At 62.7% G+C, this 12,772-nt stretch carries 11 protein-coding genes and 1 riboswitch; of the genes, 5 read left to right on the top strand and 6 right to left on the bottom strand.

The genetic code is table 11. From position 1 onward, the window contains the following. Positions 1–4: 4 nt before the first annotated feature. The 3 genes from IFT44_RS11505 to IFT44_RS11495 form a co-directional block, all read right to left on the bottom strand. Complete coding sequence (locus IFT44_RS11505; protein ID WP_192175928.1) at positions 5–832, bottom strand: TIGR03915 family putative DNA repair protein; 828 nt, start codon at positions 830–832, stop codon at positions 5–7. Continuing rightward, positions 829–2,049 (bottom strand): putative DNA modification/repair radical SAM protein, encoded by a 1,221-nt coding sequence (locus IFT44_RS11500; protein WP_122480551.1) that lies wholly within the window; start codon positions 2,047–2,049, stop codon positions 829–831. Before IFT44_RS11500 ends, IFT44_RS11505 begins: the two co-directional genes overlap by 4 nt. A 123-nt stretch (positions 2,050–2,172) precedes the next feature. Beyond that, a complete protein-coding gene (locus IFT44_RS11495) occupies positions 2,173–2,568 on the bottom strand; it encodes an acyl-CoA thioesterase (protein WP_122480552.1) in 396 nt (131 codons plus the stop codon). A 196-nt stretch (positions 2,569–2,764) separates the two neighbouring features. Further along, a riboswitch (S-adenosyl-L-homocysteine riboswitch) is annotated at positions 2,765–2,872 on the top strand. Positions 2,873–2,893: 21 nt separating this feature from the next. On the opposite strand from IFT44_RS11495, the gene ahcY reads away from it, so the two are divergent. The 5 genes from ahcY to IFT44_RS11470 all read left to right on the top strand — a co-directional run bounded on the left by ahcY (position 2,894) and on the right by IFT44_RS11470 (position 9,364). After that, entirely contained in the window at positions 2,894–4,303 is a 1,410-nt protein-coding gene (gene ahcY, locus IFT44_RS11490; protein ID WP_192058916.1) for an adenosylhomocysteinase, read from the top strand. 69 nt (positions 4,304–4,372) lie between these two features. Next, positions 4,373–5,218, top strand: coding sequence for a methylenetetrahydrofolate reductase [NAD(P)H] (gene metF, locus IFT44_RS11485; RefSeq protein WP_122480554.1), 846 nt, complete (start codon positions 4,373–4,375; stop codon positions 5,216–5,218). 78 nt (positions 5,219–5,296) lie between these two features. Then, positions 5,297–6,379, top strand: coding sequence for a hypothetical protein (locus tag IFT44_RS11480; protein ID WP_192137531.1), 1,083 nt, complete (start codon positions 5,297–5,299; stop codon positions 6,377–6,379). A 52-nt stretch (positions 6,380–6,431) separates the two neighbouring features. Beyond that, a complete protein-coding gene (locus IFT44_RS11475; RefSeq protein WP_192058915.1) occupies positions 6,432–7,262 on the top strand; it encodes a substrate-binding periplasmic protein in 831 nt (276 codons plus the stop codon). Positions 7,263–7,483: 221 nt separating this feature from the next. Next, positions 7,484–9,364 (top strand): DEAD/DEAH box helicase, encoded by a 1,881-nt coding sequence (locus IFT44_RS11470; protein ID WP_122480557.1) that lies wholly within the window; start codon positions 7,484–7,486, stop codon positions 9,362–9,364. A 63-nt stretch (positions 9,365–9,427) separates the two neighbouring features. Here the strand turns inward: IFT44_RS11470 and IFT44_RS11465 are convergent. The 3 genes from IFT44_RS11465 to IFT44_RS11455 form a co-directional block, all read right to left on the bottom strand. Continuing rightward, on the bottom strand, positions 9,428–10,021 hold a 594-nt coding region (locus IFT44_RS11465; protein ID WP_192176006.1), incomplete at its 3' end, for a YceI family protein. A 37-nt stretch (positions 10,022–10,058) separates the two neighbouring features. Beyond that, positions 10,059–10,610, bottom strand: coding sequence for a cytochrome b (locus tag IFT44_RS11460; RefSeq protein ID WP_122480559.1), 552 nt, complete (start codon positions 10,608–10,610; stop codon positions 10,059–10,061). Between the two features lie 198 nt (positions 10,611–10,808). After that, complete coding sequence (locus tag IFT44_RS11455; protein ID WP_192175927.1) at positions 10,809–12,587, bottom strand: FAD-dependent oxidoreductase; 1,779 nt, start codon at positions 12,585–12,587, stop codon at positions 10,809–10,811. Positions 12,588–12,772: the final 185 nt, after the last annotated feature.

Here is a 12,772-nt window from a genome sequence, read left to right as displayed (position 1 = left end):
TGCGCTAAACCGAACGGCCGATGCGTTTGCCCTGGCGCTTGCCGATGTCGCTGGCCTGGCCATCGCGCTGCTTACCGGTGCGGGCATCGCTGATCAGGCCAGGAATCAATGCCCCTTCAGGCAGATTCTTCCAGAAGCGGGTGGGCAGGTGGCCCTGCATGACCTTGGGGTTCAGGCGCGCAGGATTGAAGATGTGGCTGTAATAGGTCAGCCACAGTTCGCCTTGCGGGTCGTGCGCCTGCTGCGCCAGCTGTTGCCATTCCAGCGGGCATTGCCGTTCGTGGATCAACTGAGTGCCGTCGTAATAGACCCCGTCCTGGGGCGTTGCGATCAGCCAGCGACTGCGCCCCATGCGGCCGATGAAATGCTCGCTGGCGAGGGCCAGAATATCGTGGGCCGGCTCATGCCAGGCCACGTACTCGGGGCCCGGTGGCCCCTCGGCCGCCGCCGGCAGCTCGACGAAACGCAGGAAGGCATGCAGATGGTGGCTTTCGCGTCGCACCTGCTTGATGCGCCGGTGCAGTTCACTGCCCAGGCGATCACCCGCCAGCATGGCCGTGCGATCGCCGTGACTGACGCGCCAGAGCACCTCGTACAACAGGCTCCAGCGTTGCTCGCCACGGTACTGCGCGGCGCTTTCCAGAAGCTCGATGAGGGCCAGGGGAATGCGCGCCTGGAATGGCCCGATTTCCGCCGGGTAGTGCTCGTCCGTGGCGAACAGGTCCGCCACGGTGTTCCAGCCAACATGGCTCGGATCGATCTGGTGGCTGAGCAGCCAGCGCGCCTGTTGTCGCCAGGTCGCGAACAGGTCGTCACAGTCCAGGCATATCATCCCCACAGCCCCAATTGCTGAGGCTGCGGGCGATCACGCAACTGATCGCGCAGCAACAGGGTGGAAATCTCGGCCTGCTGTGGGTGGTAGTCGCTGGTGATGAAGAACGGCTTGGCCTTGGCCAGCACGCAGCGCAGGCGAGTCAGGTCTTCATAGCGGATCCGTCGCTGCCGGCGTAGCTCCACCAGGCGCTTGGTGGTACGCAGGCCAATACCGGGTATGCGCGCGATCAGCGCCGGTTCGGCACGGTTCAGGTCCAATGGGAAAACGCTTCGGTTTTCCAGGGCCCAGGCCAGTTTCGGGTCGATGTCCAGCGCCAGGTCGCCCGGACCGGACAGCAGTTCGTCCGCCTTGTAGCCATAGCTGCGCAGCAGGAAGTCGGCCTGGTAGAGGCGGTGCTCGCGCATCAGCGGCGGTGCTGCCAGCGGCACGCTCTTGGGGCTGTTGGGAATGGGGCTGAACGCCGAATAGTAGACCCGCTTCAGGCCGAAGTTGCCGTACAGCGACTCGGCGCTGTGCAGGATGGTGCTGTCATCGGTCTGGTCGGCACCGACGATCATCTGCGTGCTCTGCCCGGCCGGTGTGAAACGCGGCGCACGCGGCTCGTTGAGCACGGTCTGCTGACCGGTGTAGATGGTGCTCATGGCTTTCTTGATCGAAGCGACGTCTTTTTCCGGGGCCAGGGTCTGCAGGCTGGCATCGGTGGGCAGCTCGATGTTGACGCTCAAGCGATCGGCATAGCGACCGGCTTCGGCGATCAGCGCCGGGTCCGCTTCGGGGATGGTCTTGAGGTGGATGTAACCGCGAAACTGATGTTCCTCGCGCAGCAGGCGTGCAACGCGAATCAACTGCTCCATGGTGTAGTCGGCCGAGCGAATGATGCCGGAGCTCAGGAACAGCCCGCTGATGCAGTTGCGGCGATAGAAGTCCACCGTCAGGCGCACCACTTCTTCGGGCGTGAAGCGCGCCCGCGGCACGTCGCTGGAGCGGCGGTTGACGCAATACTGGCAATCGAACAGGCAGAAGTTGGTCAACAGGATCTTGAGCAGCGATACACAGCGGCCGTCCGGCGTGTAGCTGTGGCAGATGCCCATGCCATTGGTCGAGCCCAGCCCACCCTTGCCTTCCGAGCTGCGCTTGGGCGCACCGCTGCTGGCGCACGAGGCATCGTACTTGGCGGCGTCGGCGAGGATGCTGAGCTTATCGATCAATTGCATGAAATTTCCCGATACTGTTTTTATGTACAGTACAGAAATACCGGGCTGCCAGCAACGCCACCGGTCGGCCAGAAGCCAGGCAACACGCGGCCTGGGCCCCGACCTTCGGTAACCCGCAAGGGCTCACCCGACGGTGTCGAACTGATCCTTGATGTAGCGGATTTCGCTGCGTCCGTGAGGCGCTGGCAGGCCATCTTCGCCGAGGTTGACGAATACCAGCTTGTCCACGGTGAGGATGCTCTTGCGGGTGATCTTGTTGCGCACTTCGCAGGTCAGGGTGATGGAGGTACGCCCGAATTCGGTGGCGGTGATGCCCAGCTCGATGATGTCGCCCTGGCGCGAAGCGCTGACGAAGTTGATCTCGGAGATGTACTTGGTCACCACGCGCTGATTGCCCAACTGGACGATGGCGTAGATGGCCGCTTCCTCGTCGATCCAGCGCAGCAGGCTGCCACCGAACAAGGTGCCGTTGGGGTTGAGGTCTTCGGGCTTTACCCATTTGCGCGTATGAAAATTCATGCTGGCTCCTCTGTTCTTCACCTAAGTGGCTCGAATCATGGCAGACCGCGGCGCCCGGCTCCATTGAGCTTTGCCTATGAATACCATTATCGATCCGGCGCTGATCGTCAGAAATACTTTGGCAGCTGGGCACATCGCTATATAATCGCCACCGATTCACCCAACGGCCTTTTTCACTCCCGGCCGTTCCCGCCACCCGTCCGAGGGGCGCTGCAGCAGGTTCGACCTGTCAGGCTCGGATGGGGCGTTGTCCCTTCAGGCCTTGCCTGGGGACGCCAAACGCACACAACGGCGCCCATTCGAACCTTACGAATGGAGGCTCTTAATGAGCGCTGTACTTACGCCTGCTGGTTTTTCCGATTTCAAAGTCGCCGACATCTCCCTGGCTGCCTGGGGCCGTCGCGAAACCATCATTGCCGAGTCGGAAATGCCCGCGCTGATGGGCCTGCGCCGCAAATATGCCGGCCAGCTGCCGCTCCAGGGCGCGAAGATCCTGGGTTGCATCCACATGACCATCCAGACCGCCGTGCTGATCGAGACCCTGGTCGCCCTGGGTGCCGAAGTGCGCTGGTCCTCGTGCAACATTTTCTCCACCCAGGATCAGGCCGCTGCAGCCATCGCTGCCGCCGGTATCCCGGTGTTCGCCTGGAAAGGTGAAACCGAGGAAGAATACGAGTGGTGCATCGAGCAGACCATCCTCAAGGACGGCCAGCCATGGGATGCCAACATGATCCTGGACGACGGCGGCGACCTGACCGAAATCCTGCACAAGAAATACCCGGCCATGCTGGACAAGGTCCACGGCGTGACCGAAGAAACCACCACCGGCGTACACCGCCTGCTGGACATGCTGGCCAAGGGCGAACTGAAGATCCCGGCCATCAACGTCAACGACTCGGTGACCAAGAGCAAGAACGACAACAAGTACGGCTGCCGTCACAGCCTCAACGACGCCATCAAGCGCGGCACCGACCACCTGCTGTCGGGCAAGCAGGCGCTGGTGATCGGCTACGGTGACGTGGGCAAGGGCTCGGCCCAGTCGCTGCGTCAGGAAGGCATGATCGTCAAGGTTTCCGAAGTCGACCCGATCTGCGCCATGCAGGCCTGCATGGATGGCTACGAGCTGGTTTCGCCATTCGTCGACGGCATCAACGACGGCACCGAAGCGAGCATCGACAAGGCACTGCTGGGCAAGATCGACCTGATCGTCACCACCACCGGTAACGTCAACGTCTGCGATGCCAACATGCTCAAGGCGCTGAAGAAGCGTGCCGTGGTCTGCAACATCGGGCACTTCGACAACGAAATCGACACCGCTTTCATGCGCAAGAACTGGGCATGGGAAGAGGTGAAGCCACAGGTGCACAAGATTCACCGCACCGGTGCCGGCAGTTTCGACGCGCAGAACGACGACTACCTGATCCTGCTGGCCGAAGGCCGTCTGGTTAACCTGGGCAACGCCACCGGTCACCCAAGCCGCATCATGGACGGCTCGTTCGCCAACCAGGTGCTGGCGCAGATCTTCCTGTTCGAGCAGAAATACGCCGACTTGGACGCCAACGGCAAGGCTGCGCGCCTGACCGTCGAAGTGCTGCCGAAGAAACTCGACGAGGAAGTGGCCCTGGAAATGGTCCGCGGCTTCGGCGGCGTGGTCACCCAGCTGACCCAGCAGCAGGCCGACTACATCGGCGTCACCGTCGAAGGTCCGTTCAAGCCAGAAGCCTATCGCTACTAAGCTTCTGCACCGTTGATACGGCGGGCCAGCCAACCCTGGCCCGCTCGATGGGTTTACCGAGAAACTGCCATGTCTCAAGATCGTCCCTTAAGCTTCGAGTTCTTTCCGACCAAGACCGATGCCGGGCATGAAAAGCTGATGGGCGTTGCCCGCCAGTTGGCTGCCTACAAACCCGATTTCTTTTCCTGCACCTACGGCGCCGGCGGTTCTACCCGCGACCGTACGCTGAACACCGTTCTGCAGCTGGAAAACGAAGTCAATGTTCCCGCCGCTCCGCACCTGTCGTGCGTGGGCGACAGCAAGCAGGACCTGCGTGGTCTGCTCGACCAGTACAAAGCGGCCGGCATCAAGCGCATCGTTGCCCTGCGCGGCGACCTGCCTTCGGGCATGGGCATGTCCAGTGGCGAGCTGCGCCATGCCAACGACCTGGTCGAGTTCATTCGCGCCGAAACCGGCGACCACTTCCACATCGAAGTGGCGGCCTACCCGGAGATGCATCCGCAGGCGCGCAATTTCGAAGATGACCTGGTCAACTTCGCGCGCAAGGCCAACGCCGGCGCCAGCAGCGCAATCACTCAGTACTTCTTCAACGCCGACAGCTACTTCTACTTCGTCGAGCGTGTGCAGAAGCTGGGCGTGAACATTCCGATCGTGCCCGGCATCATGCCGATCACCAACTACAGCAAGCTGGCGCGTTTCTCCGACGCCTGCGGCGCAGAAATCCCGCGCTGGGTGCGCAAGCAGCTGGAAGCCTACGGCGATGACGTGAAAAGCATCCAGGCGTTCGGCGAGCAAGTGATCACGCAGATGTGTGAGCGTTTGTTGCAGGGCGGCGCACCGGGCCTGCACTTCTATACCCTTAACCAGGCAGAACCCAGCCTGGCCGTATGGAACAATCTGAAACTCAGCAGCTGAGTCTTCTCAGGCGGCCACAGGGCCTCGGCACATTGCCGGGGCCTTTTTTCGTCGTTCATCAGCATCAGAATCAGGTCCATGGTCACTCAAACCCGCTCTTCTCGCCCGCAACTGGTCTACCTCGTGTTCGGTGCCGACACCTATCACCGGGAAGCCATCTTCAGCATCTGCAGCGCCCTGGCGCGTCTACGTGAAACGCCCGGTCACCGCATCGATATCCAGGTGTTCACCGACGACCCCGCGCCCTACGGCGACCTGCCGGTACGCGTGCGCAATTTCGACGCGGCCACCCGCAAGGCGTGGATGCAACCGCACGGTTACCACTTCCGCATCAAGCACATGGCGCTGCTCGAAGTGCTGCGCGAATCCGAAGTCGCTCTGCTGATCGACACCGATACCTTCTTCCATCAATCGCCGCTGGCGCTGTTCGAGCGCATCGCGCCGGGGAGCCTGCTGTGCAACGCGATCGGTATCCGCTATGGCGACTGCCGGGAAAGCGTGCTGTACAGCGCATTGAGCGAAGAACTGCAGGCGCGCGGCCTGGCCGATGACCAGATGCCCCTGATCAACTCCGGGGTGATCGGCCTGCATGCCGACGATGCCTGCCTGCTCGAGCGCTCGATCGAGCTGATGGACGACCTGTACCCGCGGGCCCAGGGTGCCTACATCCTGGAGGAGTTCTGCCTGGGCATCGCCGCCTACCGGCACTACGCCCTGCGTGAATGCCCCGACCTGATCCACCACTACTGGAGCCGCAAGCAGCTGTTCCGGGCCAAGGTCATGGCGTGGCTGCGCAAGCACCAAAACGTGCCGCTCGATCCTGCTGCGCTGGACGATACCCGGCAGGTCACCGCCCAGTTGCCGCGTCCGCCCGCTGCGCAACGCCTGCTGTTCAAGGCCGTGACCCTGCTGCTGCCCGGTCATCAGCGGCAGTTTGTGCGCGAAGTGCTGTATGGCTGCTATCCCCATGCCAACGAGTTCGATCAGGCCTGCGCGCCCGTCTGGTGGGAAAAGGCTCAGGACAACGTCGAGCGGCGCATGCGCACGCCGCTGCAGCCGCGGCAACTGGAACAGTGGCTGGGGCATCCCGGCGTTCGTTTACTGCTGGGCCGCCGCCGCAGCTCCATCTATCAGCACCTGACGAGCCGGCAAAAGTCCTGAAAGCCCGGCGCAGACCTTTTCAAGCGGAGCCAGCCGTCGTAATCTCCGGCCCATGGTTGCCATCCTCCGCTCGTTGCCCTCTGCGCTTCTCCTTTGCTGGTGCCTGCAGGCCCACGGCGAAACGCTGCGCATCGTCACCGATTCATGGGCGCCCTACGCCTTCGAGGAAAACGGTAAGGCGCAGGGAATCGACTACGACATCACGGCGCTGATCTTCGAGCGCCTGGGCATTCAAGTGCAGTGGCAATTCCTGCCGTGGAAACGCTGCCTGGCCATGCTCGATCAAGGCCAGGCCGACGGCATCCTCGATATTTTCCAGACCAACGAGCGCGATGCCAGCCTGTTCTATCCCAGGGAGCCGCTGTCGGAGGTGGAATGGGTGTTCTACCAGGCCAACGATCGCCCTCACCCCGTGCAGAGCATGGCCGACCTCAAGGGGCTGACCGTGGGCATAACGGCGGGGTACGACTACGGTGACGAGTTCGCCCAGGCGCCTGGCGTGATCCGCGAGAGCGGACCCAGCCAGGAAGCCAACTTCGGCAAGCTGGCCAAGGCACGCATCGACCTGCTGATCACCGACCGCCGGGTGGGCGAATACACCGTCAAGCGTCTGGGCATGGAGCAGCGGGTCAGTCGCCTGCCCATGGAGATCGGCAGCAATCCGCAGTTTCTGGCGGTACGCCGCGGCGCCGGGATGGACCTGCTGGTGCAGCGCTTCGCCGCGGAACTGCGCCGGTTCAAACAGGAGCCAGCCTACGCGCAGTTGCTGGCACGCTATGCCGACGCGCCAATGAGTGGTAAAACGCTACCTTCCGCTGCGCCGCAGATACTGCGGCAACCGCCCGCAAGCACCGCTGGGCAGCGTGAAAGCAGCGCAATGTGATTGCTCTGTTATACTCGGCCCTTGTGCCAGGCTTACGTCCGGCCGCTCGGCCTTGCCAAGGCCTCTCGAAGCACCTGCCAGCTGGGCTTGCGCCCGCGCACCGCTTCGTGAAGCCCCCTTTGCAACCCCAGCAGGACCGGACGCGACAGTGTCATCACACACCCGTCGCGCCAGGCAAGATTATCCCTCGGGCATAAGCCCCTACTAGAACAGGATTACTCATGTCCTTTGCTTCCCTCGGTCTCTCCGAGGCTCTAGTCCGCGCCATCGAGGCAGCGGGCTACACCCAGCCCACACCGGTGCAACAGCGGGCCATTCCCGCCGTGTTGCAAGGCCGCGACCTGATGGTTGCCGCTCAGACAGGTACAGGTAAGACCGGCGGTTTCGCCCTTCCGATTCTGGAACGGCTGTTCCCAGGTGGTCACCCGGACAAATCCCAACGTCACGGCCCGCGCCAACCGCGCGTGCTGGTCCTGACCCCGACGCGCGAGCTCGCCGCCCAGGTTCACGACAGCTTCAAGACCTACGCTCGCGACCTGAAATTCGTCAGCGCCTGTATCTTCGGCGGTGTCGGCATGAACCCGCAGGTTCAGGCCATGTCCCGCGGTGTCGACGTGCTGGTGGCTTGCCCCGGTCGTCTGCTCGACCTGTGTGGCCAGGGCAGTGTCGATCTGTCCCACGTTGAAATCCTCGTGCTCGACGAAGCCGACCGCATGCTCGACATGGGCTTCGTGCACGACGTCAAGAAAGTGCTCTCGCGCCTGCCGTCCAAGCGTCAGAACCTGCTGTTCTCGGCGACGTTCTCCAAGGACATCACCGACCTCGCCGGCAAGCTGCTGCACAACCCCGAGCGCATCGAAGTCACGCCGCCCAATACCACGGTCGAGCGCATCGAGCAGCGCGTCTATCGCCTGGCCTCGAGCCACAAGCGCTCGCTGCTGGCGCACCTGATCACTCAGGGCGCATGGGAGCAGGTGCTGGTGTTCACCCGTACCAAGCACGGCGCCAACCGCCTGGCCGAGTACCTGGAGAAGCATGGCCTGAGCGCCGTGGCCATCCACGGCAACAAGAGCCAGAACGCACGCACCAAGGCCCTGGCCGACTTCAAGGCCGGCGCCGTACGCATCATGGTTGCCACCGACATCGCTGCCCGTGGCCTGGACATCGACCAGTTGCCCCACGTGGTCAACTTCGAGCTGCCCAACGTCGACGAAGACTACGTGCACCGCATTGGCCGTACTGGCCGTGCCGGTCGCAGTGGCGAAGCGATCTCGCTGGTCGCGCCGGACGAAGAGAAGCTGCTCAAGAGCATCGAGCGCATGACCAAGCAGAAGATCCCGGACGGTGATCTGATGGGGTTCGATGCCAGCACCGTGGAAGCGGAAAAACCCGAGGTGCGTGAACGCCCTCAGGCCAACAATGCCCGCGGCGCTCGCGCGCCACGCGGCGACGGCAGCAGCAATGCCGGTGGTGGACGCAAGGACAAAGGGAAGGACAAAGGCAAGGAAAAGCCCGCCGGGGCGCGTTCTGAACGCCAACCCCGTGACCAGAAGCCACGCCAGCCCCAAGCTGCGCGCCCGGCCGTAGAATCGACTGTTTCCGCCAACCGTGCGCCGGACGAATTCCTCGATGACGAAGTGGACAATTTCGGCAACCGTGCGGATTACGTCAGCCCCTATCAGGGCAAGAACCAGGGCCGCGGTCGTCGTCCGGGCGCTTCGGCTCCGGCCGGTGCTGCCGCGCCTGCAGCCGCGCCTCGCCAGGGTCGTCCTGCCGGTGGTGCGCCGCGCAGCGGTGGCGCCGCGCGTCCGGCTGGCACCGGTGACAACGCTGGTGCCAAGCGTGGCCCGCGCAGCAACGGGGGTGGCGCGCGTGACGGCCAGCCCCGTCGCGAAAGCAATCCGCGCAACCGCCGCCCGGCGCGTGACGAGCAACCACGCCAGGAACCGGTGGTAGCTGACTCGCGCAACCCGAGCCAACCGGTGATCGTGCACAAGGAATCGAAGATCGATCGTTTCCCGACTGCCGAGCAGCTGGAGCAATTGCCAAGCCGGCCACGGGGTGAAAAGCCTGCGCTGCTGACGCGTAACCGCGAAGGCTGAGCATGAGGTAGGCAGGCCCGCCGCCCTGTGGGAGCGGGCTCTGCCCGCGAAGGTTTCAGCACNCGCTTTCACGCCTTCAAACGTGAAGTACAGCTCGACGGTGTCCGACTGTGGACCCAGGTCCATCGACTTGGGCGCGAAGTCCTTGCGGTTGATCGACGTGGTGCCTTCGAAACCGGCACGGTAGCCGCCCCATGGATCCTTGCCTTCACCCAGGAAGGTGGCCTTGATCACGACTGGCTTGGTCACGCCGTGCAGGGTCAGGTCGCCGGTCACGTCGGCAGTGGTCTTGCCGTCGGCGCTTTTGCCGGTCGGCTTGACGCTGGTGGACTTGAAAGTAGCCTCGGGAAACGCGGCGACGTCCAGGAAGTCCTTGCTGCTGATGTGCTTGTCGCGTTCGGCGTGGTTGGTGAACACGCTGGCGGTCTTCAAGGTCACGTCGATCTTCGAGTCTTCAGGCTTGGCTGCATCGAAGCTGAACGAGCCATCGAAGTCCTTGAAGGTACCGGTGATGAAGCTGTAGCCCAGGTGGCTGATCTTGAAGTCGACAAAAGCGTGCTGGCCTTCCTTGTCGATCTTGTAGTCGGCGGCCATGGCCTGGCCTGCGGTGAACAAGGCAGAGCCAATGGCGAGTGCGGCAAGAGTCTTTTTCAGCATAGAAAGCATTCCTCTGGAAAATTGATAGGTACAGCGGTCAAGCTTTGCGACCCAGCATACGGATGAGGGTTGCATCACGATCGATGAAGTGGTGTTTCAATGCGGCCAGGCCATGCAATACGGCGAATATCACCAATACCCAGGCCAGGTAGAAATGCACGGTACCGGCGGTTTCCGCCTGATCGGGCAACCCACTGACCAATGCCGGAATCTCGAACAGTCCGAACACGGGAATCCCCACGCCGTCGGCCGTCGAGATCAGGTAACCGGCGCTCATCACCAAAAACAGGTCCACATAGAGAAACAGGTGGCCCAGATGAGCCGCAGTGCGGGTGAGCTTGCCTTGATTGGGCGTAGCGGGCGGCGGCGGGCTGATGAAGCGCCAGACCACGCGCAGCAACATGAAGAAGAACAGCACCAGACCGATGCTCTTGTGCAGGTCGGGGCCGGCCTTGCGCCATGGGTCGTAATAGCCCAGGCCAACCATCCACAGCCCCAGGGCGAAAAGCCCGAACACGGTCAGCGCGACGCCCCAGTGCAGAACGATGCTGACCCAGCCATAGCGAGAAGTGGAATTACGTAGCTGCATGTGCCTGGACCCTGTAAGAACTGCGCTCAAGATGACTGACTCACCTATCGAATTAAAGCGGAAAATCTCGCTTTGAAATATCGATAAAGTCGATTAAGTCAGTATTAAGCGCAGTGCTGTCGGTGACCAGGGTGCAGCAATAGCACGTTGAAGGCTCGCCGCCGCCCTGTGGGAAAGGCGACGGCGAGGGTGTGAAACCTACGGCTGTACTGCAGGCTTTTTCGCTTCTGTCTTGTTTTTCGGTTCGACCGGTTTCTTGGTTTCGACCGGTTTCTTGGCCACAGGCTTCTTCACCTCGGCTTTCTTCGTCTCCGGTTTCTTGGTGTCGACCTTTTTCACCGGTGCGGCCTTCTTCACAGGCTCGGCCTTGATCGGCGCTGGCGCGGGCACCACCACAGGCACCGGGGCGGGCGTTGGCGCTGGCGCAGGTACTGGTGCAGGTGCAGGTGCAGGTGCAGGTGCAGGTGCAGGTGCTGGCTCGACCGGCTTGGCCACCGGCGTCTCGCCCCCGCCAAACCATTTGGAGAAGAACCCAGGCTTGCTGTCCACGGCCTTCGCCGGCACGGCCACTGGCGGAACCACTTTGACCGGCTCGAAGGATTTACCCGCTGCCAGGTCCACAACCTGGCCAGCGGCGTGCTGGCCACTGCGCAGGGCACCTTCCAGCGTGCCTGGGTACAGCGAATCGGTATGCTCACCGGCGAAAGCGATGCGCTGCTGCGGCTTTTCCCAGACCTTCCAGAACTTGCTGATCTGTCCCGGCCCGTAGGCCAGGTAAGCACCACCGTAGGAAGGATCGACACTGTAGCGACGGATTTCATAGCCGGTGAAGGCACCGCGTGCCTGAGGATAGAACGCGTGCAGGCGGATCAACACCTGGTCGACCATCTGCTTGTCGCCGAAGGCCTGCAGCAGGCGAGCGTTGTCACCGGACAGGTTGATCACCACGTTGGCGCCGCCTTTCAACGCTGGCTCGATCCACAACATGCCCAGACCGGTGTTGCTGTAGATCTCGCCGGACATGCGCGCCTTGCTGTCCCACACCGGCGTCTTGAACTTGAGCAGCAACTGGTCGCGCCAACCGTAGTTGGTGCCTTTGATCGCGGCCAATTGACGATTGTCCAGCGCCGGGGTGAAGGCAATCTTGCCCAGCGCACGCAAGGGGATGGCCAGCACCACGTAACTGGCCTGGTAACCCACCGCGCCGACCTTGACGGTCACGCCGTCCTTGTCCTGACTGATGGCCGAGACCGGCGAATCGGTCTTGATGGTCTTGATCTGTTTGACGAAGGCCTGAGCCAGCACGGGGCTGCCGCCAATCAAGCGTGAAGCGCGCAGATCGCGATCGTCGATGTCTTGGTAGACGCGGCTTTGCTGGGCGAAATACAGCAGCGACAGACGCGATGGTTCGTCATAGCGCGTACGAATTTTCTGATTGATAAGCTGCCGTGCCGTGGCGGGCAGTTGCAGGCGGTCCAGCCAGTTGGACACGTTGATCTGGTCCAGAGCGAACAAGGTGCTGGTCGCGCCGGGATTTTCCGGGTCCTTGACCGAGCGGGCCAGGTCATCCAGGGTTTTCTCGTAGCGCTTGAGCGCCTCGGCAGTGGCCGGCTGCTTGGTGGCCAGGTCGGCGGCGGTGAAGTATTCGCCGTCGATCAGGTAGCCGGGGTTGCGGACGAATTCCGGCGCCGGCTGGGTGGCCAGCTTGAAGGTGTTCACATAGCCGTTGAGCACCGGCTGGATCTTGCTGCCGCCGATCCACTCGCTGGTGGCCAGGCCCGAGCGGCCGCCAAGGCTGGGGCGCGCCTCGAGCAAGGTCACCTGCCAGCCCTTTGCCTGCAGCTCGTAGGCGGCTGTAAGCCCCGCCAGACCGCCGCCGACGACGATCGCCGTCTGTGCCTTGTCATTGCCCAACGCCTGCGCGCTGAACAGCCCCACCACTATCAGCGCCCAAGCGCGCAACCAACCAGCAGACATGCAGAGAACTCCGGCAGAGCAAGCGATATGGCCGGATCATGCCCCGGCAATGGCAAAGTGCCGCGCAGCATACGCCAGCGCCATACTGCCCGCCAGCGCCGCCATCGAGCATGTTTGGGTTGTGAGCCGAGGCCTCATTGCATAGGCTTGCGCGACTGTTTGCCAAGCGTGTTGCCGCGGGAGAA

It is taken from the genome of Pseudomonas sp. CFBP 13710 (assembly GCF_014842235.1).
Classification (GTDB): domain Bacteria; phylum Pseudomonadota; class Gammaproteobacteria; order Pseudomonadales; family Pseudomonadaceae; genus Aquipseudomonas; species Aquipseudomonas baltica.
Note: the sequence above shows the minus strand (reverse complement) of the source record. Positions and strands in the feature narration are given on the sequence as shown.

Bases quoted from the DNA above. Each gene is read 5' to 3' on its own strand.
- IFT44_RS11505 (WP_192175928.1), bottom strand. From the start codon at position 832: ATGATATGCCTGGACTGTGACGACCTGTTCGCGACCTGGCGACAACAG.
- IFT44_RS11500 (WP_122480551.1), bottom strand. From the start codon at position 2,049: ATGCAATTGATCGATAAGCTCAGCATCCTCGCCGACGCCGCCAAGTAC.
- IFT44_RS11495 (WP_122480552.1), bottom strand. From the start codon at position 2,568: ATGAATTTTCATACGCGCAAATGGGTAAAGCCCGAAGACCTCAACCCC.
- ahcY (WP_192058916.1), top strand. From the start codon at position 2,894: ATGAGCGCTGTACTTACGCCTGCTGGTTTTTCCGATTTCAAAGTCGCC.
- metF (WP_122480554.1), top strand. From the start codon at position 4,373: ATGTCTCAAGATCGTCCCTTAAGCTTCGAGTTCTTTCCGACCAAGACC.
- IFT44_RS11480 (WP_192137531.1), top strand. From the start codon at position 5,297: ATGGTCACTCAAACCCGCTCTTCTCGCCCGCAACTGGTCTACCTCGTG.
- IFT44_RS11475 (WP_192058915.1), top strand. From the start codon at position 6,432: ATGGTTGCCATCCTCCGCTCGTTGCCCTCTGCGCTTCTCCTTTGCTGG.
- IFT44_RS11470 (WP_122480557.1), top strand. From the start codon at position 7,484: ATGTCCTTTGCTTCCCTCGGTCTCTCCGAGGCTCTAGTCCGCGCCATC.
- IFT44_RS11460 (WP_122480559.1), bottom strand. From the start codon at position 10,610: ATGCAGCTACGTAATTCCACTTCTCGCTATGGCTGGGTCAGCATCGTT.
- IFT44_RS11455 (WP_192175927.1), bottom strand. From the start codon at position 12,587: ATGTCTGCTGGTTGGTTGCGCGCTTGGGCGCTGATAGTGGTGGGGCTG.